We start from the raw sequence: 23139 nt of genomic DNA, 5'->3' as shown, positions 1-23139 counted from the left end.
CTTGGCACGGATGACTTTCTGTTCCTGAGTCATGGCGGACTCCTTGTGGATTCCGCCGCACACTGGCACTCTGGGCTACGCCCTTCGCACCGATGTGCGGCGGCATGGATAACCAACCACTGTCAGATTTAGTCTAGGCTATTACACCTGACGGAACCCATTGGCCTCCTTGCGCAACGATTCGAGAGGTCGCGTCGACGACTGTTTCGTCGCCGTTTTCATCGAATACGGCAAAGACTGGTGCAACGACCGACTCTACGAGGGCGAATTGCTGCTTTTCGAATCTGCCTGGTTCGATGTGGCCTTCGGCATCGAAACTGAGAATTGAAAATGTGTTCCGAACGATGCGCACCGGGTCTCTGGCCACGAGCTCGACGACCACGTCGGCCATTCGCGCTCGTTGCCCCGCAAAAACGGGCAAACAGCGACTTGCCGGATCTCGCCGCATCCGGTCGAACTTGGTGCTCGACAGCCGCCAGAGGGTATCGTCTGGAGCGATGAGAAACCTTCGGCAAGAAAATCCCATGGCCGTGCCGCCCGTGTATCAACTATGAAGCTCACCACGCTCGGTGAGATCCCATAACTTGCCTTGCCGGAAGAAGATTCTCCCCCGCACCTTACACCGCGCGCATGGCCGGCCCCACTGGGCCTTTCTTGCACGTGAAGTGGGTCGCAGCCATCACGCGGGTGTCGTCGAAGTCTGTGGCGTAGGCGATCACGGTTGCGCGGAACTCCGCCACGGCCTTGCCCGAGCCCCGCTGAGGGCCAAGGGTGCCCCTCTCGTCCAGAATGTGCCTGCATTGGCGATGTACATACTCAATTGGATTCAAAGAACGACGCGGGTCTGTGGCTATCTCTTCGCACCTTCATTCAAGCATGACTACTGTCGGAATGAGATCTGACAAGGAAGGCCTCGGCGCGACGGAAGGGATGGCCTTGAGTCTCACTTGTTGATCTCGCCGCTCCATCGATCACGGTTGGCCCAGAACGAACACTGCGGACATTTTTCGCCTTCCAGGTAGTCAATGCCTTCCTCATGCGGGCACCCGATGATGCGATCGAAGGCCACCACCGATTTGGCACCATGCTGGTCGATGAACCGAACGATTGCTTCGGTAACTTCTGGATCGGTTCGCGCATCAGTGGTTTTGCAGAACCACCGCTCAAGCGGGTCGGCGTCCGCACCCTCGTGCGCGACGATGCCAACAGAGACCTTCGTCGCACTCGTGTCGTCGGGCCCGTAGAAGGCAACCGTTGCCACCGGGTAGCCGCAGAAGCCCTTGTCGCGCTTTTTCGCGAACTTGTCTCGGTACCACTGAGCCTTGAATGTCATGACTTCTCCTCGCATGCCCTGCCGAGTGACGTGAGTGGCGCCACCGACCTTAACCAAGCTTACCAACTTTGCACGCTCTTGACCGGTGCCAGTTCCGGCATTGGCCACGCCACAGCCAAAGTGTTCGCTGCCGAAGGGGCCAAGGTCATCGCCGGCGCGCGGGCGTGAGAGCGAACTGGAAGAACTGGTCGCTCAGATCCGCGCGGCCGGCGGCGAAGTCGCCGCAATGGCTGGCGATGTGCTCTCCCGCAAGGATATGGATCGTTGCGGCCGATCTTTGGGGAAGCCCTCTGGATGGTTGTCGCCAGTTGCCGCCCGTGAACGGCCTCGCGGTAAGGCAACTTTAGCGGCTTCTGGTCCGTCTCGCGCCGCGCCCACCGTTCGGTAGCGACAGCCCACTCCCGTGCCACCGTCAACCGCTCGCAGTGTTGCTCCACCGCCATCGAGAATTGGGTACGCGACTCCTGTACGTCTTTCCGATGCCCGTGTACCAGTTCAGGAGTTTGATGAACGGGCGGTCATTCGAGCGCAAATAGGGCTCTTTGAAACCCTTGAGAAAAATCTCCGTCGCAGTACGGGATTGTTTTTTGGTCATTTTCCCGCCTCCGCGGCGTTTGGCGTGTGATGAAGTTTTTTGGTGCTATCCTGCTTGCCCCGCACCCCACAATACTGTTGCGCGCCCCCAACTGAAGCCTTTCCTCTGCCGAACTTGCAGCGGATAGCAGCCCAGTGATGCATCCGGTGGTGCTTGTAGTCGGGTGTGGTGGCGCCATAGGGGAAAACAAATGGCAGCAGACCTTGCGCTACATCCACGGGGGTTGGCTTAGTTGTGCCTCCGTTTGATCACCCCCCCTTTTCGCAAGCACGGTGTTTGTTCCCCTATTGGAGAGCCACAGGGGTCGTGCGGAGTCGAGGGCAAGAAGAATCGTGGACAACGCGGCGAGCGTACTCTGGCGAGCGCAGGGGTAGCCAAACTGACTATTTCTTGCCCGCAGCAGCCGCGCGGTGCTTCTGGACGATTGCGCGAACTTCAGCGTCCAAATTCACCTGATCCCGCACCCGCTTAGCCTCCGCCACTCTCCGTGCCTCCGCACCTTTGGGGTCGAACCGTCCATTAACGTAGTTCGCAGAATTTTCTTCGGGGAAGTCCTCGAAGTATTCCGACCATTCACCCATAATTAGCCCCTTTGCGTTGCGTCACATACTAAGGGTCCGTTGCCAACCAGTCGTGGATTCGGTCCCATCACAAGCTTTGTATGCAGCTCAGACAATTGGACGCCACCGGAAGCCTTTGCTGAGCATGCAATCGTTTACCGCCGCGCCTTGGTCGGTTGGGGCCAATTTATTGAGCCGCACTTGGTACCTACATTCTGCTAGTTCAGTTGCGGATTCCTCTCGGTCAATACCTTGTTTCTGCCACGCATATTGTCTGGGTGGCAAGCACCCGGTAACGCTGACTGTGACCAGCATGCCAGACAGCCATTGGACGACCCCTCTTGATTTCATTTTTCCCGGTCCGTTCACCGAATTCTTGTTCGCAATAGTCTGACGAGAACTTGTGCGAATGCATATCCCCTATTCGGGGGAAGAATCCGCTCACTATAATCCCCTCGACCACTCATTCGAGCGATTGCATCAGGGTCGCTCCGCAATTGATATCGAGGATTTCCGCCGCTTCACGGCGCGGGCTGCTGGCGCTTAATGTGCGCCATAAGCATCTTTTTCGCGCGAGTCCCTCCATACTGCAATACGGTACGCAGCCTGGCTGCCCTCCACGCGCAATCAAGTTATGCAGCGCGGCGATCGACGCGTGGTCTCCTACTAGTTATCGCGGCACGTTCATTGCGGAGCACTGAGATCGCCGGCCGCGCCAAGCCGGTCAAGCTCTCGACTATTCATAAGAGACCAAGTGATCGTGGCCCTTGCAAGTCAACTGCGCACTGCACGTGGGACAAACGCTGGTCCGGGCAACTGCCTCGGCAACCTGTGCCGCGACCATCGTGCGCTGCAGCCGACCCAGCAATAATTTCGCCTCCTCCAGATGCAGGCCAGCGAGCCCACATCTAGGCCGTCTTTTGAACTGGGCAATTTCGGTGACGGTGGCTCGCACCCGATTTGGCGCGCTCTCCATATCGTGCCGCCACCACGCGTTGAAGTCGTATACATAGACGAAGTCTTCGTGTTCTCGCAGACTAAACGCGGCCAGCATCAGCTCGTTTGTCACCGTGGAAAATTGCAGGACGCCCTCATGGGCTTCGCCGTTACGCCTGCCTCGGATCGTGAACTGGTGCAGATGTTCGTCCGTCCAGCCCACGACTACCTGGATGACACTGTGTAAGTGCGCGAGCGTCAAGTGCTCGGGAACGATGACGCGCCGCCAAACCGGCGGGCTCAAGGCCCGCAGGCTGATTCGCAACTGGAGGACGGAGATCGCCGGTTGAGGATCGAAGGACATGAGCACACTGCAGGTGCCTCATTATGCTCTTGCGTGAAGACTGATCTCAGCCCCCGCTTTGGCGCGCTCTCCAGATTGGGTAGTTCTCAGGACTCCACGCAACGGACACTCGGCTTTTCGTTAGCATCCACAGCGCCTTCGGAAATATGGCGATTCTGCAGGTGGCTGTGCATCGCCTCGCAGCGGATCAACATCGTCGCCGTGGGTTCCCCGTCAGCGCCGGGACGGCCAGCTTCCGCGGCGACCCGCAGATAGACTTGCCGGGAGACAACGGCGATGATCACAATGATGGTGCCGACGCCGAACGCTCGGACTGCAAGGAGGAGGTATTGCGCCATGGCGAAACTGCATAGCAGGGAGGAGATTGGCAGCGAGACTACACGAGGATGTCCCGCGACGGTGTCACGCCGTTGCAGGATTGACAAATCCGTTTCGTCACGGCGGGCGGGATCGTGCGCTACATGACGCCGCATGGCGGCACTGAAAAGAATGTCCCGAAAAGCAATTGAGGCCTTACCGACCGGCCGCTACTGGGCCACGCCACGCGCGCCCTTCCCGCTGGACGGTCCCAATGGCCATGATGAGGTCTTCCCCGGCGCCCAATGCCTCAGCGACGGCAAATGGGTCACCTTCTATAAGGACGGGGAAGAAGTCTGGGCGTGCAATGCCGTGTATGCCGCCGCCCATTTCGACTTTGCACCGGTTCCAACCCACCGCTCGCCGACGGACAACTGAGGGTCGTACGGTTCCCCAGGCCGCGGGGTACGTTTCGACAAACAGTCGAGTCCATGTGAAGGCAAAGTTCAGATGTCCATTTTTCGCGGACCGGGCGTTATATAAAATTAGCATCACGACCCTTTGACGGGCGGAACCGTTGGATTGCATAAATTTGTTCCCGGTATTTTCAGAATTTTGTTCCTGGCCCCATGGGCCCAGGGCTGACGGGCGCCACGGCGAGGAGGCCAGGTAGTCCGGCGACAGCCCATCCAGCCCCGCTCGCGTGCCACCGGCGGGGCGCCAGGATCGCGCTGGGCTCATGCGGCGCTACCTGACGCCGACCGTCCTCGTTGTCGCACGCCGAGTGTTGTCCTCGGGATCACAAGCGCCGTCCGCTGTGTCCACGCAGGCGACTGCCCAATCCGTTGGGAAAGGAACAAAATTACTTCAACCGTCGGCCGGCGGAACAATTTTCTGCAAAATTAGTTGAAGCAAAATTGTTCCCATCGCCTTGGAAACGGTTAGCTGACGGGTGACCAGCGGAAACAAAATTATGCAAGCCAACGTCCCCCCAACGGCTAGCCACGAGGACAGTGGTCGGCCGTTCCCGGCCAACCTCTGCCATTCGACGCAGTCCATGCGAACGGCCGGGATGGCCATGGAAGCAGCCAAAGGCTAACCTCTCGCACTCCATCGTTTGGCGCCGCTGGCGCCACACTGGCGCTTCTGCCGAAAAAATCATATAACCCAATTCATACGGAAAGGTTATCCGCCTGCCTGCGCGGCTTATGCCACACATTTAAGTTGGTTCGCGCACGGACTGTCGCCTGGTTTAGGTTCGGGACTATCCAGGCAGGACGGAGACATGCCATGCAGCAACCAGGGCCTTCCGATGCGTTCTAATTGCCCAATTCTTGGGCTGTGTTCCAGTGACGGGGCCAACTCTTCTGGGAAGGATCGCAGGATGCTCACAAGACTGAAAGCGGCGTTCCGCTACTTCAACAGCGTGGTCCCGTTCCGACTCGGCCCCGCCCTGATCACGACGGTCGTGCTGATCACCCTGTTGCTGATGCCTGTGCCAGAGGGGCTCAAGCCCAAGGCTTGGGGCCTGGTTGCCATCTTTCTGACAACAATCGTTGCGATCATCCTGAAGGTCATGCCGATCGGGGTTATGGCGATGATGGCCATCGTCGTCCTCTCGCTGTCGCAGGTAACCTCGACCTCGTCGAAGGGGGCGATCGCTGATGCGCTGACCGCTTTCGACAGCCCGCTAATCTGGTTGATCGTGGTGGCCATCCTGATCTCCCGCGGCGTGAAGAAAACCGGCTTGGGCACCCGTATCGGCCTGATGTTCATCTCCCTGATGGGGAAACGAACGATAGGCATCGGCTATGGTCTGGCCACCTGTGAACTGGTGCTGGCGCCCTTCACACCGAGCAATACCGCGCGCGGTGGCGGCATCGTGCATCCGATCATGAAGTCGATCGCCAACGCATTCGACTCGGACCCGGACAAGGGCACCGAGGGCAAGGTCGGCACCTACCTGGCGTTGGTCAACTATCACGCCAACCCGATCTCCTCGGCGATGTTCGTGACCGCCACCGCCCCGAACCCGCTGGTGGTGGACTACATCGCCAAGGCAACCAATCAAAATCTGCATCTGAGCTGGATGAGCTGGGCGCTGTGCATGCTGCTGCCCGGCCTGCTATGCATGCTGGTGATGCCGCTGGTGATCTATGTGTTGTCGCCGCCGCAGCTCAAGGCCACACCCAATGCGGTGGAATATGCGCACGCCGAAATGGCGAAAATGGGTCCCGTGTCGCCGAAGGAAAGGGTCATGATATTCACCTTCGCGCTGCTGCTGCTGCTGTGGGCCAACGTTCCGGCGATGGTGTTCGGTCCGTTGCTCACGCTGGACCCCACGGTGGTCGCCTTCGTCGGCCTGTTCGTGCTGATCATTACTGGCACCATCGACTGGGACGACGTGCTGTCCGAAAAAAGCGCCTGGGACACGCTGATATGGTTTGGTGCGCTGATCATGCTGGCCGAGCAACTGAACAAGCAAGGCGTGATCACGTGGTTCTCGAATGGCATGAGCGACGCGATCGTGTCCAGCGGCATCGGCTGGGGCGGCACGGCCGCGGTCCTGGTGGCGGTCTTCGTTTTCTCGCACTACTTGTTCGCCAGCACGACGGCGCACATCAGTGCGATGATGCTCGCCTTCCTGACGGTCGGCGTCCATCTGATACCGCCAGCGTATGTGGTGCCGTTCATGCTGCTGATGGCGGCCGGCTCGGCGATCATGATGACGCTGACCCACTATGCAACGGGCACCTCGCCGATCATCTTTGGCAGCGGCTTTGTCACGATGGGAACCTGGTGGCGCGTCGGTTTTGTGATGTGCGTGGTGGAACTGCTGATCTTCGCCGTGGTCGGCAGCGTCTGGTGGAAGGTGCTTGGCTTCTGGTGAGATACCGCAGTGGCCGGTTTGGGCCCAGGCCGCCTTGCGCCTATGCAATCAGAAGCGCCTCGTATTCCCCCCGAAACTGTTGCAAGGAACTCTCTACCACCGTCACGGCGCCGTCAATGAGACCGCAGCGGCCGCTGCCGGGCAGGATGCGACACAAGTTCTCCAGCGCTTCCAGATCGGCGCGCACGCCGCGGCCCGTGTCGATCCGGCTGAGCAATCGCATCAACTGGAAGGTTCCGCCCTTGCAAGGTGGACACTGGCCGCAAGAGCCCTGGGCGAAGAAGCTCACGTACTCGGCAACCTTGCGGACGATACTGGTGCCTTCCGACACGACGATCATGGCACCTGTCCCCAAACGCGAACGCCGTTGACGCACCGAGTCAAAGTCCAGTGCCACATCGAGATCACGCTTCGTCAGCAAGGTGTTGGAAGGGCCGCCCGTAAAGACAGCCTTGAATTCCTTGCCCTGGAGCATGCCACCGCCATGCTCGAAAACCAGGGTTTCCAGACTCGTGCCCATCGGCAGTTCATACAAGCCGGGACGCAGGACGTCACCCGAGAGTGAATAGAGCTTGGTTCCCGCTGCATTCCCAATGCCAAGGCTACGATACCACTGCGCCCCGTGGCGCAGAATTCCCGGTACGTGCGCCATGGTCTCGGTGTTGTTCACGATGGTCGGTGAGCCATGCACACCGTGTTCAGCGGGATAAGGCGGCTTGCGTCGCGGGAACGGGAATCCGCCCTCGACACTCGCTATCACCGCCGTCTCCTCGCCCCCGATGTACAAGCCTGAACTTGCTATCACGTCAAGCGATATTGGGCCGCCGACCAGTCGCTCAAGTTCAGCGAACTGGGCGTGCCCCCGCCACTGCTGGACCGCCTGGCGAGCCATATTGAGGGACAACGGCTGATGTGGATTGACGTACAGGACGACATGGTTGGCACGGGTAGCTGCCGCGGCGATGAGCGCACCCTCGATTACCTGATGCGGTGTGTGCTCCAGCAGATAGCGGTCCTTGAACGTACCGGGCTCGTCTTCGTTGCCGTTGCAGATGATGTATTTGTCCCCAGCAACGGCGGCGGCAACCGGTGCCCATTTGCGATGCGTCGCAAAGCCGGCGCCGCCCATCCCGCGAAGGTCCGCCTGCTCGATTTCGGCAAGGATTGCAAGCGGATCGCGCAGTGCCTTGGCCAGTCCCTCTCCGCCGCCGTGTGCAAGCCAGGCGTCCAGGTCTGCGCCGACCCGGACATCGTCCCTCAGGAGAACCTGATTCAGCTGTTCCATTGCGCGCTCCGTGGATCGCTCATCGGACGCCGCCGACCGCTCCGCTCCACTTGCCCCGGCGCAAAGCTGCATCGACCCGCAGGTCAAAATGCGCGTAGCCGGGGAAGAGTTGCGGAGCCTTGACATGCAAGGGTAGCCCTGCCAGCGTCAGTTCCCGCTGCCAGGCGTGCACATGGCCGATTCCTGCGCGGCTGGCCATGACACTCCCCCCCGATTCCGCTGCCTTGGCGCCGGCACGCCGCCCCATGCTCAGGATGTCGAGCAGCGCGTTCCCCATCAACCGGTTGCGCCCGTGAATGCCTCCTGTGACCTCGCCGACGCAATACAGGCCGGGCACGCTCGTGGCGCCATCCTTGTCGATCGCAACGCCACCGTTCTGGTAGTGGAGGGTCGGGTAGACGAGGAAGGGCTCCAGTGCCGCGTCGTGACCGCACCTCTGCGCGAGATGGCGCAGCGTCACGAGGCGCTTGGCCAGAATGCCAGGGTTCTCCATTTCGAGCGTCGGCGTGTCGAGGAATACGCCAGTCTGGCCGTCTCGGTCAATTCCACGCCCCTGCGCGCATTCGCGCAGGATCGCAGAGGCCACGACGTCCCGGGGCTTGAGTTCGTCTACGAAGCGCTCACCCTCGCCATTGATCAGCTTGGCGCCTGCCGAGCGCGCTGCTTCCGAGATGAGTCCTCCCGCCAGGTGGGCCGGGTACGCGATGCCGGTGGGGTGGTACTGGAACGAGTCGAGTTCGCGCACGCGTGCCCCGATCCGATAGGCCAGCACAAGGCCGTCAGCGGTAGCGCCGTAGTGGTTGGACGTTGGGAAGGAATTCAGGTGCAGGCGCCCCGCCCCCCCGGTGGCGAGAATCACGGCACGCGCGCGCACCAGCACAAAGGTACGCCACTCGAGGTTGTAGATCACGGCTCCGGCGCAGCGCCCCCGCTCGTCGGACAGCAGCTCGACCGCGGGGCAGCGGTTCCATACCTCGATGCCGGGATCCAGGTCCACCGCCTCGCGCAGCACGCGCATCATCTCCAACCCGGTGTAGTCCCGATAGGAAAGAATGCGCGCCGCCGAGGCGCCACCGGGCTTCTTGCGCAGGAGGTTGCTGCCCATGGGCCGGCCCTCCTCCAGGTCGAACATCACGCCAAGCTGGATCAGCCAGCGAATGACATCGGGGCCGTCCATCACCATCTGCGCAACGAGTTCTGGCTCGCCGCAGAAGTGCCCGGCGCGTAAGGTGTCCTCGAAGTGCAATTGGGGACTGTCGTCCTCTCCGACGGCCGCCTGGATTCCGCCTTCGGCCATAACGGTGTTGCTGTCTCCCAGGCGCAGCTTGGTGGCGAGGATCACCTGCGCGCCTTGCTTTGCCGCAATGAGCGCCGCAGCGCATCCGCCACCGCCGCCGCCGATGATCAGCACGTCGGTGCTGGTAACTTGCGCACCCGCAATGTCGATATCGTCGATCAGCGCGTTGGCCTGGAGATAGCGCGCGAGATCCGGCTGACAGGGCTCTCCGCGGTTCACCCCGACGCTCAGCGCAACGTGCGCATTGGGTCCATGGTCGGGGTGATAGCCCTTGAGGAGTTCATCGACAGAGGTGTCATCGGTGCGGACCTTTGGCACCGCACCGGGCCGGTAGCGCTTGCGCGCGTCCTCATAATGGATGCTGGCGGGCATTGCGTTTTTCCGATCAGCGCGGCGGCCGCGCGCCCTGCGCGTCGAAGTCGATCTTCATTTCGCCGCTCTCGATCTGCTGCAGCCGGCGCATCAGATTCGCCGGACGCAGCGACTGCGCCGCGATCATCCGTCGCACAAACAGGCCGAGGTGGTTGGGCCGGATATGCTCGGGGCAGGCCAGCGTGCAGAGGTTACACATGACACACTCGTCGAAGACATCGCTTGATGCAGCCAGTTCGCCCGCCACCGCGAGGTTGACGCCACGCTGGACATCGAGGCCCTTGGGACAAGCGCGATCACAACCGCTGCAGTGTCGACAATGGGAAGCTTCCGGGAATATTTCAGAGATTGTGCGCAGCGCCTGCCAACTGTCGCCAATTTCGTCCATGCGATACCTGTGGCGAGCCGATACGGTGAAGTAATCAAGGAAGGCGACCTGCATACCATCTTCGATCAGCGTCTCGCAACCGAGCGCAGTCTTCACCTCCTGCTCGCCGCTGTGCCGCACCATGACGCGGCATGAACCGCACACCCCCTGCCCCATGCAGCCGACGCCCTCGACAAGCGTCTCGCCCGCGTAAAGGAAGGCCTGCAGGATGGAGCAGTTGGCCGGCGCCTCGACTTGGCGTCCTTCGATGCTCAAGCGTACCAGAACCATCTTGTCGCACTCCGTCGTTCGCGGCGCCGGCGCCACACTGGCGCTTCTACCGAAAAGGTCATATAAACCATAGCATACGAAAGGCCATCAGTCTCCTCCGCGGCTTTTGCTCCACATTTAGTTGGCTCGCGCACGGACTGGCGCTTGGTTCGATTACCCAGGCACGACGGAGGTACGCCATGCGGCAACCCAAGATCGTCATCGTCGGCGCAGGACTGGTTGGCGGGTCGGCGGCCCTGTTTGCAGCGGGGGCCATCCCGAGCGCAGAGATCGTCATCATCGATGTCGCGCGAGTGCGGGCCGAAGGGCAGGCGCTGGACCTCGCCCACGCTGCAGCATTCTGGGGACACAACCGCTTCTATGCCGGTGATTACGAGAACGCGCGCGACGCGGACATCATCGTGATTACCGCCGGCGCCGGTGTGAAGCCAGGGCAGACTCGTCTGGACCTGGCCAGAACCAATGCGGGCATCGCGGCGGAAGTTGTGGATCGCCCGCCTGGTCCGGCGCGACGGTCTCCGGCATGCCCCTCGAAATGTTTTTGGCTAAGAGCGGCAAGGAGCTTGGGCCTGCCAGTCGCGATCTGCTCCTGCGCTCCGTGCACGAGGCAGCCAAGCTCATCAAGGAAGGCAAGGGCGCCACCCACTACGGGATCGCTAGTGCTATTGGGCGAATTTGTCAGGCCATCGTGCACAACACCGACCTCATTCTCACGGTCGGCATTGTGCACGCCGAAGTCGAAGGCGTACCAGAGGTTTGTTTGTCGCTGCCGATGGTGGTCAATGGCGGCGGAGCGCAGTTACTGGCTTATCCGGAACTTAACCCCACCGAGCGCGAGGCCCTGCGGCGCAGTGCGCGCATCGTCAAGGAGGCAACCGACAGCGTGCTCCAGGATCGGTAGGGACATCGCGCACGCTCCGGACAAGCCGAACGTCGCCGCCAGACAGAGTGACAAGGCGGTCGGCGCCAAGGTCATCAATGATAACGAACCAGCCATGAAGGGCATGCCGGGTGCCGATTTCCACGACATCATCCCGCCTGTTGGCGCGGAGATCCAGAACGGTCATCCGCGTTTTGAAAGACGCCTCTCACTGAACTTCTGCCGCACCTGAGCGCGATTGAGGACCGGATTCACGACGCACCCCAGATATGCGCCGGATCCGAGTCCGGAATCATCGCAGCAACGCTCTTCGCATCGAGCTCAGTGCCATGTGAGAGCAGTGCGGCGTGCAGCGAAACGAGTTCACGCGCGTCGCGCGCGCGGGTCGGCCTTGGCGTGTTCGATCGCCTTAAGCGTTTCTGCGTCGAGCACTGCCTGGGCGTCGGACGGAATGGCAAACAGTTTGCCGTCGATGTCATGGACGTGTAACTGCTCATGGGTGACAGCATCCATCACCAGTGCGCGGCCCGTCAGGCGCAGGGCGGCTTGGAGTTGTGATCGTCCCGAGACGATCCGGTAATTGCGTCCTTCTGATCGCCTCACCAGCGCGTCCGTTGGGATCTCGCTGAGTTCGATAGCGCCGAATCCGGGGAGCGACATTTCCTCGATGCGATTCTTGATGCAGGCCACCATCTCGGCGGCGCCGGGGCGCTCGGCTGCCGCAAGCCGTTCATATTGACCGAGAAGGATGTTGGCCTTCTCGATTGAGGGCGTCGAATAGAAAAAGGATTGAATGGCGGTCGGCGGGCGAGTCAACCGGGTCGCCATGATTGCGAATGCCCAGTCCCTCTTGTAGTTGCAGTGTGGGCAAATCCAGCCGTACTTGGTGGCAATCAGTATGCCAGGGGCGCCACCTTCGACCCCGTGGCGATGATCGGCGCTGTTCCTGCAAGTGAAGGCGCGCAGAACCGGGCCGCCGAGCCCGACCTGGTTTTCGTTGAGCTTCTGGACCTGATCGTCGGTGAACGGTGCGCGAATGTAACTCATGGCATTTGAGAAGGCAGCTTCGGCGTGGCATGGCTATCGCCGCGCAGCCGGCACCCGCCACGCTCAGGAGTCTGCCCGGCAGCTAACGGAAACTCTGGGCGCCAGGACACACTGCGGCCGCCGCCTCCTTCCAGTCTATATCTGGGAGAGGGCCTATGTGGCTTTGCCCGGGCCCGAACCTTTTGTGTGCAGCCCGACCTGAGGCCATTCCGTTTCCTCGAAGCAGTCAGGACAAATCTGCCCGTCCTGCGCGAGGCAAAGGGAACGGCAACTGCCGCTTCCAGCCAAGGGAACAAGTGAGATGTGCCTCGAAAAGTCAATGTCCTTTGTCTGCGCGTAATAAAGAAGCGATATCTTTCCAGCCGTTCGCACTACACTTTGTTCATTCAGGCTGACACCGGCTGGCATATTGCGGCAGCGCACCACGCGCGGGAGACGCAAGCATGGAAACAAGACACGGCATCGTGCGGGGACCCCTCGCCGCAGTGGGTTGTGCCCTTCTGCTCGGCCTCGGGATGACAAGCGCCATCGCGCGCCAGTACTTCGATACCCCTGAGGCTGCGATGATGGCCTTCGGCCAGGCCGTCCAGGATGACAATGAACCTGCCATGAAAGGCTTGCTGGGTAAAAACTTCCGTGACGTCATCCCACCCGTTGGCGCGGAAATCCGAGACAAGTTCAACAAAGCCTGGGCCGCCTCGCACGCGATCCATAGATCGGACAACCATGCATTCATCGCCGTGGGCGCCGATGGTTGGACCTTGCCTGTCCCGCTTGTCAAGTCAGAAAAGGGATGGCAGTTCGATACGCAGGCCGGCGCCAGGGAAATGCGTGTGCGTCGCATCGGGCGAAACGAGCTTGCCGTGATACAAACCATGCAGGCGATCTGCGACGCGCAGGATGAATACGCCCAGACTCCCCACGACGGCGAAAAGATGCTGGTCTATGCAAGCAAGCTGGCGAGTTCCCCCGGCAAGCACGATGGCCTCTACTGGCCAACCAGCCCGGATGAACCACCCAGCCCGCTCGGGCCCGCATTCCGCGACGCCGGCACGCGCAATGCGAGCGATGAGGGCTACCACGGCTACTACTACAAGCTCGTGACCGCGCAAGGGCCCCGGGCACACGGCGGCACGCTGGACTATGTGCTCGACGGCAAGCTGTTTGCCGGCTTCGCTGTCGTGGCGTGGCCAGTGCGCTACGGGGACACCGGGGTGATGACCTTTATGGTCAACCACATGGGCCAGATCTATGAGCGCGACCAAGGGCCCAATAGCGCTGCGACGGCGGCAGCAATGAAGTCCTTTGATCCGGCCCCCGTCTGGAGGAGGGTGTCACCATGACACCGCGCCGCCTGACCACAGCCTRTGCCGTCCTGCTGGCGCTTGCAGGCTGCCAGAGTGCGGGTCCGCCAATGGAGGGACCGACCACGCCTCCGCCAGGACCGGCCGGCGCACAGGCCCAGAACCAGCCGGCGCCCTACAAGGCCGAAGAGATCGAGGCAATGGTCGCGCCGATCGCACTGTACCCAGATGCGCTGCTGTCGCAGGTGTTGATGGCTTCCACCTATCCGCTGGAAGTTGCCAAAGCCGCGCGTTGGCTCAAGGCCAATGCCAGTCTCAAAGGCGACGCCGCGCTCAAGGCGGTGCAGAACGAGTCCTGGGACGTCAGCGTGAAGTCGCTGGTGGCTTTTCCGCAGATCCTCGAGCCGATGAACGACAAGCTCGACTGGACGCAAAAGCTGGGAGACGCCTTCCTTGCCCAGCAGAAAGACGTGCTTGATGCCGTGCAACGCCTACGCACGCGCGCCCGGCAATCCGGTCACCTCGCGTCGAATGCGCAGCAGACCGTGATCGTGGAACAGCCGGCCAACACTGGGGCTACGGCACAGACGATCGTGCGTATAGAACCGGCGGACCCGCAGGTGATCTATGTGCCGGCGTATGACCCGGCCATCGTGTACGGCGGCTGGGGCTATCCCGAATACCCCTACTACTACTGGCCTCCCTACCCCGGCTACTACCCCGGCGATGCCTTCGTTGGCGGCATCGGATTCGGCGTCGGCCTGATCGCTGCCGCCGCGATCTTCGGCAATTGCGACTGGAACGCAGGCGGCGTGCATGTGGAGCATCACAAGGCCAGGAACATCGACCGCAACTTCGACGCCCGCAAGGCCGAAGGCGGCCGCTGGCAGCACGACGCGAGCCATCGCCAGGGCGTTCCCTATCGTGACAACGCCTCGCGCGAGAAGTTTGGAAGAAGCCTGGCCGGGGCGGACGGGCGCACCGGCTTCCGCGGACGCGACGCGGCCGGGGGGCGCGACAACGGGTTCCAGGGCGTGGGCAGCAGCGGCAGTGCGCTGCAGCGCGACGTCAATCGCGGGAACACAAGCATTCAGTCCGGCGCCCGCGGTGGCGGAGCTCGCGGTGGCGGATTTGGTGGCGGGCGAGGCGGCGGGGGTCGACGTTAACGAACGGGGGCGAAGCTATGGAAAAGGCACAACCCAGGCATTGGGGCGTGATTGCTGTCTTCCTGGCGATGGCGGCCGGCCCCTCGCAGGCCGCAGCGCCCGATCCGGATGCCTGGCAGTTTGCCATCGCCCCCTACCTCTGGTTTCCCAATGTCAGCGGCGCACTGCGCTTTTCCGGATCATCGTCCACCGGCGGCGGCATCCTCGACGTAGGAACGGGGCCCGACAGCTATCTCCAGAACCTGCAGTTCCTTTTCATGCTGCAGGCCGAGGCCAGCAAGGGAAGCTGGACTGTCTTCGCGGACGCGATCTACCTCGACTTCAGCCAGCAGCAAACCAATCTCAAGTCTGTCAGCGGCGGGAACGGCGTCAGCGTCTTCGTGCCACGCGACCTGGCGACCGATGCAAGCAGCGGCATGAGCGGGGCGCTGTTCCAGCTTGCCGCGGGCTATAAGGCAGTCCGTGCGCCTGGGGGGACTGTGGAGCCGTTCGGCGGGCTCCGGTACCTGAACCTCAGTGCGCATGCGAACTGGACGCTGTCTGCCACGTTCACGGACCAGGGCGCGACGTTGGTGCGGCAAGGCAGTGTCTCGCAGACGGCGAATATCGTGGACGGGATCATCGGAGTACGGGGGCGCATCAATCTCGGCAGCAATGGCAGGTGGTACGTGCCGTACTACGCCGACGTTGGCACCGGTACGTCCGAATACACCATGCAAGCCTCCGCCGGTGTGGCGTACACCGCCAGATGGGGAGACATCCAGTTGTCTTATCGCTACCTGACCTACGAGTTGGGCGGCAGCGATCTGGTACAAAGGCTCACGCTCAAAGGACCTGTGCTGAGCGCCGTGTTTCGCTTCTGAACCGCCCGAACCTCCCTCAAGGGCGACTGGACAGAAATTCTGGTCGGTGCACGCCTTTCCAGTTCGTGTTGACTTGGCAGCTCACGACTGCCCCCGTCATACCGCCTCGATCAGAGATATTGAGGCCGATAGGCCAACGGCAAACGTTCGCCGATGGATTGGACCGCGATTGACGGCACTCCGCTGTTTCTGGCGATTTTGGTCGACCGCCGGCGCGCCTAGAGGCGTGTCAGCGAGGCGTGGTGCGAAAGTGCGGCGGGCAGTCGGGATCACCTCAGGTCGCGCACGCCGAGGAACGCGGTTCTGCTGCGGCGCCGGGTGACGCTCACGCTCTGGCGGTTGAGCATGGCCAACGTCAATCAGCACGTCATAACGACCGCGTCCCCTTTAGTTCATCGATGCGGAGATGATAGCTTCGTAGTAGACAGGCTTTATCGCTACACAGGTTGCGAGAATTTCGTAGCCATGCTCGTTGATCCTTTCGTAACCGAGCCTTGTTAACATATTTTTTATCTTTTGATCATAGATTTCTGCCATTGATTTATCGACAAGGTTAAGTTCGGGATCCCCGAAAATAAGCTGCGCTTGAACAGCTATGAGCTTGCTGCAAGAAAAACTGTGCATCAATGCAGCCTGCGTCTCGCGTTTGGTTTCCAGCAGTCCTGGCTTACAGGGCACTTGCAAGAATTTACAAGCGACGTCGCGCCTGACCCACGCCATTTCTCGTGCACCATATTTCTTAACGAAACGATTGATGCCAGCGTGGCTGACTATCCTCCCCACCCCGATAACTATTTTCAATTTAAATTGTGGTTGGAAGTAGATCTTGAAGTCCATCCCTAGCGCCACACCGGGAAAGGTGTTGTTGCATAAATCCGGCTGCCGCGCGGGCTGACGTTTACGCGCAACAGCCGGGGTGGTACCTCTGTTAACTCTTCGCCGACTTGCGTAGATTCTCGATTTTTTCCCGAGAAGATGCGCAAGGATGTACACAAGCGAAGCGAGCCCAAAGGCGTCTATCGCGTCAGGAACTGGGCGCAGTACAACGCTGGCTTGATTGCCAGGGGCGACGTGACGATGTGGATTGACCAGAGCGTACTGAACACGGCGCCCCAGGGCGGAGCGCCCAGGCGGGGGCGGCCGCACGTCTACCCGGACGCAGCGATTCAGATGCTGCTCGGGATCAAGCAAGTCTTCCATTTGCCTCTGCGGGCCCTTCAGGGCTTCGCGCGTAGCCTGCGCGAGCTCGCTTTTCCCGACCTGCCGGTACCCAACTACACGACGTTGAGCCGCCGCGCGCAGGAGCTTGAGGTGAAGTTGCCCGCCTCGCACACCGGCGAGCCGATGCACTTGCTGGTGGACGGCACCGGCGTGAAGCTGTATGGCGAAGGCAAATGGAAAGTGCGCAAACACGGCTATTCGAAGCGGCGCACCTGGCGCAAGGTGCATCTGGCTCTGGACGCGAAGACCGGCCAGGTATGCGCGGCACTGATGACTCACCAGGATGTTCCCGATGCCGACGTGTTGCCCGATCTGCTCGATCAGATCCCCGCAGACGTGCCCATCGGAACCGTCGGCGGTGACGGCGCGTATGACACGAGGCAGTGCCAAGCTCAAATCGAGGCCCGCGGCGCGCAACCGTCGATCCCTCCGCGCGAAGGGGCTGCGCCTTGGTCTGAGAGAACGCCTGGCGCGCAGTGGCGCAATGAAGCCATTGACGCCATTTCGCGAAACGGGCGAGGGGAATGGAAGAAGGCCTGCGGCTACCACCGCCGCTCGCTGGTCGAGAACCTGATGTATCGGCTCAAAACGCTCACGGGCAATCGCCTGTGGGCGCGCGGTATCGGCTCGCAAGCAACCGAGGTGGCGATCCGCGTAGGCGTGCTCAAATGATATGAACGCCTCCCCCGTGAGCGGTGGGAGTGACAAAGGACTGACCCTCACGGGCCTGCGGCATCAGAGCGGCAAGATGGAGGATCATAAAGGTCTTCACAGGCAAACCGGAGGGTCCGAAATGAAGCTTACGCCAGTTGGGATCGACATTGCAAAGGCCGTCTTTCAACTGCGCTATGTGGATGCGGAAACGGGTGAAATCGTGAACAAGCCAATCAAGCGAGCGGCCTTTCTGGCGCATTTCGCGAACCGCGAGCCTTGCCTGATCGGCATGGAAGCTTGCGGCGGCGCCCAACATTGGGCGCGAGCACTGACAAGGATGGGGCATCAGGTGAAGCTGATGCCGGCGGAGTTCGCCAAGGCGTTCAATATCCGCAACAAAAACGACGCGGCTGATGCCCGGGCGATCTGGCTGGCGGTGCAGCAACCCAGCAAGGCGGTGGCGGTGAAGACCGAAGCGCAGCAAGCGGTGCTGGCGCTGCACCGAATGCGGCAGCAACTGGTGAAGTTTCGCACGATGCAGATCAACAGTCTGCGCGGCCTGCTGACCGAGTATGGTGAAGTGATGGGCAAGGGCCGGGCCACTCTGGACAAAGCGATACCGGCCGTTCTCGCACGAGTCGCAGATCGCCTGCCGAAGGTGCTGATCGACACGCTACGCGAGCAGTGGAGCGGGTTGACGAAGCTGGACGAACAGATCGCTGAGATCGAGCGGCGGCTGCGTCAATGGATGCAGGAGGACAAGGCAGTCAAGGCGATTACCGGGATTCCCGGCGTTGGCGTGCTGACGGCAACAGCGGCCGTCGCAACAATTGGTGATGCGACGGCGTTCAGGTCGGGCCGGGAGTTCGCCGCCTGGATCGGCCTGGTTCCGAAGCAAACCGGCTCCGGCGGCAAGGTGACGCTGCTGGGTATCAGCAAGCGGGGCGACACGTACTTACGCACACTGCTGATTCATGGCGCGCGCAGCGTGCTGACTCACGCGAAGGAACCCGGGCCATGGGTCGAGCAGATCAGCAAGCGCAGGCCGCCGAACGTGGTGACCGTGGCGCTCGCCAACAAGATGGCGAGGATCATATGGGCGATCCTGGTCCACGACCGTCCGTATGAAAGAGGTCATGTGAGCGTGAAACCAGCATGAACGGTAGCGGTGCGTAGGAGATCAATTTTACTCAGGATGACACGTCAAAGGTTGCGCAGGCAATCGAGTGTGATGACAAAACAGGTAGGACCGGGACTCGCTAAACCTGAATGCGGTTAAGAGCTTCGAGCTCGCTGCTCAAATGAGGCGCGGGTCAGCGGATTTCATAGGGGCCCGCAGTGTATCAGGCTGCAACAAGGCCGGATATAAAGCTGCACCCATCCTGTCTGTCAAAACACACGAAAACCCTTCGCAAACGGGAGGCGTTCATATAAAACCCTTCGCAAACGGGAGGCGTTCATATAAACCGCATGGCGGCTCTCGCACGCCCGCAGTCCGTCCGCATTGCCTGATTTTCGGACCACAGGGGCCATTTTGTCTTCAGATTCGATTAATGCAACAACGCCCCGGGAAACATAAGCACAGTGATACAAAGCCAAGAAAGCAACCGTTGGATCAAGCTTTGCGCCGCCGCGTCCTTGGCTGCTGGGTGCTCAGTGCTGCGCATACTTCTCCTCAGAATGTGAAAAGCAGACAGGTCTAGCTTAATGGTGAGAGGGCCAGCGTAGGCGGTACGCTCGACGGTAGCCATACAGGATCTCGGCAATCTCTGAAGGGCCAGCCAGCCTAGCCGAGGACGGTGGCAAAATTCCACCCTGGAAGGCGCCTTGATCCACTCGAGGTGCGTTGCAGAGCCGTCAGCCCGTGGACTGCGGACAGATTCCATGCAGTGCTGCAGCGTGGCCGCCGGCACTGCGCGGTTGACCGCTGCGAGCATTTGCGCCTTGTAGGCGGAAAATGCATGCCGTGCCATGTCGCTGATCTGGCGTTGGCCGGGAATGAGGCGGCACCGATCGTAGAGCCATCGCTGAGCGGTGGTGACAAGTTCATCCACGTGTGCCGCTGCGGCGGCTTGCACGCGGRGCATTTCCAGCAAAGCGGCCTGGCTGGTGATTCCTTGACCCATTGCTGATGCTCGTACAACGTCGGGCGTCGTTGGTACAGCGTCTTCAGGCTGGCGATCGACAGCAACGGCGCGGAGAAAGCTTCGCACACGTACTGAAGGAGATTGCGCGGAACGGCAGCAAACCGGTCCAACGGCCGACCGAAGGCCCGGAGGCAAACGAGCTGTAGGCCGACCGCGGCGCATCTTGCCAACGTAGCGATACGCAAATGCCTATATCTGCACTTTCTGGGTGTCGTTCGGGACAAAACTGTACGACAAGTGCTCGGACGGCCGCAATAAGGTCAGGCGAATGGGCTGCAACCCACCCCCTCGGGGCTGACTATAACCGTATCAATCTGCAGGAAAAGGACGATTACCACAAATAGCACGCGCTCGCCGATCTTCACGCTAGGCGCGCAGACACGGCCATCGCCCAGGCGCTTGCCGGGACCGATGGCCAGGACTTCGCCCTGGTCCGGCATTTCGGCGGCAGTTTAGGGGATGACAATGCCGCCGGCCGTCTTGTGTTCTGCGTCAGGACGTCTGACGATGACGCGATCGTGTAGTGGACGGATGTTCATAGCCTTGCTCCTCATCCAATCACTGTGATCATGAGCTTGACGGGCCGACCAGTCCTGACACTGTTCGTGCTTGAAGGCCTTAACGCCGATGCCTGGATTCGCGGCACAAGCGTCACTGGCCCAGAAACCCGATTCTGGCGCTTCACTGAATGGGTGGCACGGCGCCAAGCTTTTCGGCCAGCATCCGCTCATACACGCCAAAGTGCATATCCACCTCCGTTTGACTTACCACGACGACGTCTATGTTGACCTGCTCGGGCGCTAAGCCGAACATTGTGGCCAATGCCACTTCCAGGTGGGGCGCCGCCTCCCTGTCTTTCGCGAAGGTCGTGCCGACACTGATCACATAGGCCTTCTCGCCTTCTGCGGTGACCTCGACCAAGCGGGCCCCCGCGCTCAGGTTGTTCTCAATGGCCATTTTGGCCAGCTCCGCCACACTCCGCGTTCGCTCGGTAGGGAAGCCGCGCGCGCACTTGAGCTGTACCCGATGCTTGCCCAGCGTCAGCCACTCAGAATCGAACTCCATGGAAGTCTCCATCCGACAGTACATTGCCGCCAAAATAGGGGCGAGTCCGGCGATTTCAAGAACGCAAAGTCGCGCCTTGCTTCGCCGCTGCAATGAGCCCCATTGGAAGCCCGTAGCGTGCAGCCCCAAGCACCGCGCGCGCCAAAGGGGCTGCGCCCGCCTCTGGCGTTCCGCGTCAGCCGCCTCCTTCCGCGGCCGCCAGGATTGCCCGCCTGCGTGGAGCACGCTTCGCGCAAATGCATACGATTCCTCAGGATTGCAGACATCAGCTCACTTCACTTCGATCGTCCTTACGGCAGAGCGCGACGACCCGGTCTTGGGGAGGCGTAGTGTCAACAGTCCTTTTTCGAATTTCGCATCAACGTGATCCACGTCGACACCATCCGGCAGAGGAATACTGCGCATGAATGCGCCGTACGCTCGCTCCAGGCGGTAGCAGCCGTTTTCTTCGCTCCGAATGTCCTGCTTCTTCTCGCCCCGCAACACCAGCGCGCCATCCTCGATGGTGGTCTGGAGGTCTTCGCGGTCCATGCCCGGCAACTCAGCTGTGATTCTCAGGGCAGTGCCATCGTCGACCACATCGATCCGAGGTTGGAAGCGAGACGAACTAAAGTCGCCGAACCATTGATCCAAACCACCGAAGCTCGCGAACGGTTCGTGCAGGAATTCTCCCATCGCTCGCCAGGGATCGCTAGAAAACAGTCGCGCAACGTCAGCCCAGTCGGGCGTGCCGTGCCTCGGCGCGGGCACGTTGGACGCATCCCCCATTGGTTGTTTGTCACTTGTCGTCTTCCGCAGGAACTTGAAGGGGTTCCATTTGCCCAGTTCCGTTTTCATCTTACCCTCCTGCCGAATGCTCAGTTGATGGGTACGAATGACCGCCGGCAACGACCGGTCGCGCCCGGCCACCGGCGACGCCGCAAGACCCAACCCTGGTGGTGAGGCCGCCGATACGGTCATCCGCGTCTTCTAAGGGCCGACGGTGGCGCCCACCCGGACGCCACCCTGCCGTTTCGACCCCGTGAATGGCACGACAGATCTCACCCGACGCTAACCGCGATGCGACGTGGCCGTGCCTCGTCTCGGCGCGGGATCGTCAGCTTCAACACGCCATCCTGCAAGTGCGCGTCTATCTTCGACGTATCGAACTCTGGACTCAGGGCGAACGCGCGGGCGAAGTGCGGCTCGCGAATTTCCGCGTGTTGCACTCGCAGGTTGGCCGGGGTCGGCACCACGGCTTCTGCCTCGATGTTCAGGGTGCCATCATGGACACTCACATTGAGTCTGTCCTTGGTGACCCCCGGCAGATCCGCCCAAAGGGTGACGCCGTTGCTGTCCTCGAAGATGTCAACGGCGGGAAGCAGCGTGATCTTGCGCGTTGGCCTCTCTTCCTGGCGTTGCGCCACCGCGCCTTGGCCGCGCTCAACCACTTGGGTAGTGTCGCTCATGGCATTCTCCTCACGTTACTGGACAGTGACCGACCGAGGCTTCGAGGATTCGTGCTTGCCGATGCTGATCGACAGGCAGCCGTTGGCGTAGTGCGCCTGTACCTTGTCGGGGTCAGCATTCTGCGGCAGTTCGACGATGCGCCGGAAGGGGCCGACGAATCGCTCCTGCGCGTACGGCCGTACCTCGGCGTCATTTTCCGAGTGCGCGGCTTCGCGTTCGCCGCTGATCGTCAGCAAGCCCTTGTCGATCGACACCTCAAGCTTGTCTTGCTTGATGCCAGGAGCGAATGCGACGATTTCGATCGAATCTTCCGTGGTGCCAACGTTGACGGCAGGGAACGCGCCGGATCGCTCGGAGCGGATGCTGGACGGGAAACCGCCGAACAAGCTCGCCATCTGGCGCTGCAGGCGGTCGAACTCGCTGAAGAGGTCGGTCCCGAAAAAGAGATCACTCATGATCGTATCCTCCTTTGATGCAGCAAGGAGGCGAACGGGCCTATGCGCTCCCACTCGCCTGCCAAACTGCTGGCAAACAAACAGAAACACGCAGCGCGCAACATCGCGGCTGCCTGGGCGAAATTAAATTAGGCAATCTGTCGCCGGTTTTCAAGGGGGCGGCATTCAATTTCCTCTTGAAGGAGTCCTGGCCGCGCCTATCTCCCGAATGCGAGGACTTGGCGCAAATGGGCGAGCGAATTTCGGCTAGGCGTGCAAGGCATCTTGCGCACAAGCACTGCCATTTTGTGCTTTTGGGGGC

The 23139-nt window shown here is 61.1% G+C and carries 21 protein-coding genes and 6 pseudogenes; 11 read left to right on the top strand and 16 right to left on the bottom strand.

The window, feature by feature from the left end; genetic code table 11:
- Positions 1-133: 133 nt before the first annotated feature.
- Together AC1DKD_RS33370 and AC1DKD_RS33365 are read right to left on the bottom strand one after the other, a co-directional pair.
- The gene (locus AC1DKD_RS33370; protein ID WP_441635168.1) at positions 134-391 is read right to left on the bottom strand and encodes a hypothetical protein; all 258 of its coding nucleotides are present in this window, start codon (positions 389-391) and stop codon (positions 134-136) included.
- 552 nt (positions 392-943) lie between these two features.
- Positions 944-1333 carry a hypothetical protein gene (locus AC1DKD_RS33365; RefSeq protein WP_441635166.1) on the bottom strand — a complete coding sequence of 130 codons (390 nt, stop codon included), beginning with the start codon at positions 1331-1333 and terminating at the stop codon, positions 944-946.
- A gap of 30 nt (positions 1334-1363) precedes the next feature.
- Between AC1DKD_RS33365 and AC1DKD_RS33360 the strand changes: the two are divergent.
- Positions 1364-1574 (top strand): annotated as a pseudogene (locus AC1DKD_RS33360) (SDR family NAD(P)-dependent oxidoreductase); the annotation flags it as partial.
- Positions 1575-3236: 1662 nt separating this feature from the next.
- Here the strand turns inward: AC1DKD_RS33360 and AC1DKD_RS33355 are convergent.
- From AC1DKD_RS33355 to AC1DKD_RS33345, 3 genes and pseudogenes are all read right to left on the bottom strand, one after another.
- Positions 3237-3464 (bottom strand): annotated as a pseudogene (locus AC1DKD_RS33355) (hypothetical protein); the annotation flags it as partial.
- Between the two features lie 54 nt (positions 3465-3518).
- Positions 3519-3788 (bottom strand): annotated as a pseudogene (locus AC1DKD_RS33350) (plasmid pRiA4b ORF-3 family protein); the annotation flags it as partial.
- An 86-nt stretch (positions 3789-3874) separates the two neighbouring features.
- A complete protein-coding gene (locus tag AC1DKD_RS33345) occupies positions 3875-4126 on the bottom strand; it encodes a hypothetical protein (RefSeq protein WP_441635164.1) in 252 nt (83 codons plus the stop codon).
- A 133-nt stretch (positions 4127-4259) separates the two neighbouring features.
- On the opposite strand from AC1DKD_RS33345, the gene AC1DKD_RS33340 reads away from it, so the two are divergent.
- Complete coding sequence (locus AC1DKD_RS33340) at positions 4260-4523, top strand: hypothetical protein (RefSeq protein WP_441635162.1); 264 nt, start codon at positions 4260-4262, stop codon at positions 4521-4523.
- Between the two features lie 946 nt (positions 4524-5469).
- Positions 5470-6975 (top strand): DASS family sodium-coupled anion symporter, encoded by a 1506-nt coding sequence (locus AC1DKD_RS33335; protein WP_441635176.1) that lies wholly within the window; start codon positions 5470-5472, stop codon positions 6973-6975.
- A gap of 40 nt (positions 6976-7015) precedes the next feature.
- Here AC1DKD_RS33335 and AC1DKD_RS33330 read toward each other — a convergent pair whose 3' ends face one another.
- Genes AC1DKD_RS33330 through AC1DKD_RS33320 form a run of 3 tightly spaced genes read right to left on the bottom strand, consistent with a single transcriptional unit; the run spans position 7016 to position 10581 of the window.
- Positions 7016-8260, bottom strand: coding sequence for a complex I 51 kDa subunit family protein (locus AC1DKD_RS33330; RefSeq protein WP_441635160.1), 1245 nt, complete (start codon positions 8258-8260; stop codon positions 7016-7018).
- Positions 8261-8279: 19 nt separating this feature from the next.
- Positions 8280-9929 (bottom strand): FAD-binding protein, encoded by a 1650-nt coding sequence (locus AC1DKD_RS33325; protein ID WP_441635158.1) that lies wholly within the window; start codon positions 9927-9929, stop codon positions 8280-8282.
- A 13-nt stretch (positions 9930-9942) separates the two neighbouring features.
- On the bottom strand, positions 9943-10581 hold the full coding sequence (locus AC1DKD_RS33320) for a 4Fe-4S dicluster domain-containing protein (RefSeq protein ID WP_045241634.1): 639 nt from the start codon (positions 10579-10581) through the stop codon (positions 9943-9945).
- A gap of 185 nt (positions 10582-10766) precedes the next feature.
- Between AC1DKD_RS33320 and AC1DKD_RS33315 the strand changes: the two are divergent.
- Positions 10767-11018 (top strand): annotated as a pseudogene (locus AC1DKD_RS33315) (lactate/malate family dehydrogenase); the annotation flags it as partial.
- Between the two features lie 92 nt (positions 11019-11110).
- Entirely contained in the window at positions 11111-11488 is a 378-nt protein-coding gene (locus tag AC1DKD_RS33310) for a Rossmann-fold NAD(P)-binding domain-containing protein (RefSeq protein WP_477144210.1), read from the top strand.
- A 342-nt stretch (positions 11489-11830) separates the two neighbouring features.
- Here the strand turns inward: AC1DKD_RS33310 and AC1DKD_RS33305 are convergent, their stop codons facing one another.
- On the bottom strand, positions 11831-12514 hold the full coding sequence (locus AC1DKD_RS33305) for a hypothetical protein (protein WP_441635156.1): 684 nt from the start codon (positions 12512-12514) through the stop codon (positions 11831-11833).
- Positions 12515-12957: 443 nt separating this feature from the next.
- On the opposite strand from AC1DKD_RS33305, the gene AC1DKD_RS33300 reads away from it, so the two are divergent.
- The 3 genes from AC1DKD_RS33300 (at position 12958) to AC1DKD_RS33290 (ending at position 15847) form a co-directional block, all read left to right on the top strand.
- Positions 12958-13857 (top strand): DUF2950 domain-containing protein, encoded by a 900-nt coding sequence (locus tag AC1DKD_RS33300; RefSeq protein ID WP_441635154.1) that lies wholly within the window; start codon positions 12958-12960, stop codon positions 13855-13857.
- Between the two features lie 71 nt (positions 13858-13928).
- Positions 13929-14984 carry a DUF3300 domain-containing protein gene (locus AC1DKD_RS33295; protein WP_441635174.1) on the top strand — a complete coding sequence of 352 codons (1056 nt, stop codon included), beginning with the start codon at positions 13929-13931 and terminating at the stop codon, positions 14982-14984.
- A gap of 17 nt (positions 14985-15001) precedes the next feature.
- A complete protein-coding gene (locus AC1DKD_RS33290) occupies positions 15002-15847 on the top strand; it encodes a hypothetical protein (RefSeq protein WP_441635152.1) in 846 nt (281 codons plus the stop codon).
- 387 nt (positions 15848-16234) lie between these two features.
- On the opposite strand, the gene AC1DKD_RS33285 is transcribed toward AC1DKD_RS33290, so the two are convergent.
- Positions 16235-16684 (bottom strand): hypothetical protein, encoded by a 450-nt coding sequence (locus AC1DKD_RS33285; protein ID WP_477144209.1) that lies wholly within the window; start codon positions 16682-16684, stop codon positions 16235-16237.
- 138 nt (positions 16685-16822) lie between these two features.
- Between AC1DKD_RS33285 and AC1DKD_RS33280 the strand changes: the two genes are divergently transcribed.
- Positions 16823-17740, top strand: a complete 918-nt coding sequence (locus AC1DKD_RS33280; protein ID WP_441635146.1) for an IS5 family transposase — start codon at positions 16823-16825, stop codon at positions 17738-17740.
- A 121-nt stretch (positions 17741-17861) separates the two neighbouring features.
- On the top strand, positions 17862-18881 hold the full coding sequence (locus AC1DKD_RS33275; RefSeq protein ID WP_441635144.1) for an IS110 family RNA-guided transposase: 1020 nt from the start codon (positions 17862-17864) through the stop codon (positions 18879-18881).
- Between the two features lie 655 nt (positions 18882-19536).
- On the opposite strand, the pseudogene AC1DKD_RS33270 reads toward AC1DKD_RS33275, so the two are convergent.
- From AC1DKD_RS33270 to AC1DKD_RS33245, 6 genes and pseudogenes are all read right to left on the bottom strand, one after another.
- Positions 19537-20033 (bottom strand): annotated as a pseudogene (locus tag AC1DKD_RS33270) (DUF4158 domain-containing protein); the annotation flags it as partial.
- 174 nt (positions 20034-20207) lie between these two features.
- Positions 20208-20408 (bottom strand): annotated as a pseudogene (locus AC1DKD_RS33265) (co-chaperone GroES); the annotation flags it as partial.
- A 142-nt stretch (positions 20409-20550) separates the two neighbouring features.
- Positions 20551-20934, bottom strand: a complete 384-nt coding sequence (locus AC1DKD_RS33260) for a hypothetical protein (RefSeq protein ID WP_035866346.1) — start codon at positions 20932-20934, stop codon at positions 20551-20553.
- 270 nt (positions 20935-21204) lie between these two features.
- Entirely contained in the window at positions 21205-21771 is a 567-nt protein-coding gene (locus tag AC1DKD_RS33255; protein ID WP_441635172.1) for an Hsp20/alpha crystallin family protein, read from the bottom strand.
- 203 nt (positions 21772-21974) lie between these two features.
- Positions 21975-22382, bottom strand: a complete 408-nt coding sequence (locus tag AC1DKD_RS33250) for an Hsp20/alpha crystallin family protein (RefSeq protein ID WP_441635142.1) — start codon at positions 22380-22382, stop codon at positions 21975-21977.
- 15 nt (positions 22383-22397) lie between these two features.
- Entirely contained in the window at positions 22398-22838 is a 441-nt protein-coding gene (locus AC1DKD_RS33245) for an Hsp20/alpha crystallin family protein (RefSeq protein ID WP_441635140.1), read from the bottom strand.
- A 14-nt stretch (positions 22839-22852) separates the two neighbouring features.
- Here AC1DKD_RS33245 and AC1DKD_RS33240 point away from each other — a divergent pair.
- Positions 22853-23139 (top strand): hypothetical protein (locus AC1DKD_RS33240; RefSeq protein WP_477144208.1); only part of this gene is annotated, 287 nt, incomplete at its 3' end.

It is taken from the genome of Cupriavidus sp. 05T313, from assembly GCF_056396665.1.
Note: the sequence above shows the minus strand (reverse complement) of the source record. Positions and strands in the feature narration are given on the sequence as shown.

Bases quoted from the DNA above. Each gene is read 5' to 3' on its own strand.
- AC1DKD_RS33370 (WP_441635168.1), bottom strand. From the start codon at position 391: ATGGCCGACGTGGTCGTCGAGCTCGTGGCCAGAGACCCGGTGCGCATC.
- AC1DKD_RS33365 (WP_441635166.1), bottom strand. From the start codon at position 1,333: ATGACATTCAAGGCTCAGTGGTACCGAGACAAGTTCGCGAAAAAGCGC.
- AC1DKD_RS33345 (WP_441635164.1), bottom strand. From the start codon at position 4,126: ATGGCGCAATACCTCCTCCTTGCAGTCCGAGCGTTCGGCGTCGGCACC.
- AC1DKD_RS33340 (WP_441635162.1), top strand. From the start codon at position 4,260: ATGGCGGCACTGAAAAGAATGTCCCGAAAAGCAATTGAGGCCTTACCG.
- AC1DKD_RS33335 (WP_441635176.1), top strand. From the start codon at position 5,470: ATGCTCACAAGACTGAAAGCGGCGTTCCGCTACTTCAACAGCGTGGTC.
- AC1DKD_RS33330 (WP_441635160.1), bottom strand. From the start codon at position 8,260: ATGGAACAGCTGAATCAGGTTCTCCTGAGGGACGATGTCCGGGTCGGC.
- AC1DKD_RS33325 (WP_441635158.1), bottom strand. From the start codon at position 9,929: ATGCCCGCCAGCATCCATTATGAGGACGCGCGCAAGCGCTACCGGCCC.
- AC1DKD_RS33310 (WP_477144210.1), top strand. From the start codon at position 11,111: ATGCCCCTCGAAATGTTTTTGGCTAAGAGCGGCAAGGAGCTTGGGCCT.
- AC1DKD_RS33305 (WP_441635156.1), bottom strand. From the start codon at position 12,514: ATGAGTTACATTCGCGCACCGTTCACCGACGATCAGGTCCAGAAGCTC.
- AC1DKD_RS33300 (WP_441635154.1), top strand. From the start codon at position 12,958: ATGGAAACAAGACACGGCATCGTGCGGGGACCCCTCGCCGCAGTGGGT.
- AC1DKD_RS33295 (WP_441635174.1), top strand. From the start codon at position 13,929: ATGGAGGGACCGACCACGCCTCCGCCAGGACCGGCCGGCGCACAGGCC.
- AC1DKD_RS33290 (WP_441635152.1), top strand. From the start codon at position 15,002: ATGGAAAAGGCACAACCCAGGCATTGGGGCGTGATTGCTGTCTTCCTG.
- AC1DKD_RS33285 (WP_477144209.1), bottom strand. From the start codon at position 16,684: ATGGACTTCAAGATCTACTTCCAACCACAATTTAAATTGAAAATAGTT.
- AC1DKD_RS33280 (WP_441635146.1), top strand. From the start codon at position 16,823: ATGCGCAAGGATGTACACAAGCGAAGCGAGCCCAAAGGCGTCTATCGC.
- AC1DKD_RS33275 (WP_441635144.1), top strand. From the start codon at position 17,862: ATGAAGCTTACGCCAGTTGGGATCGACATTGCAAAGGCCGTCTTTCAA.
- AC1DKD_RS33260 (WP_035866346.1), bottom strand. From the start codon at position 20,934: ATGGAGTTCGATTCTGAGTGGCTGACGCTGGGCAAGCATCGGGTACAG.
- AC1DKD_RS33255 (WP_441635172.1), bottom strand. From the start codon at position 21,771: ATGAAAACGGAACTGGGCAAATGGAACCCCTTCAAGTTCCTGCGGAAG.
- AC1DKD_RS33250 (WP_441635142.1), bottom strand. From the start codon at position 22,382: ATGAGCGACACTACCCAAGTGGTTGAGCGCGGCCAAGGCGCGGTGGCG.
- AC1DKD_RS33245 (WP_441635140.1), bottom strand. From the start codon at position 22,838: ATGAGTGATCTCTTTTTCGGGACCGACCTCTTCAGCGAGTTCGACCGC.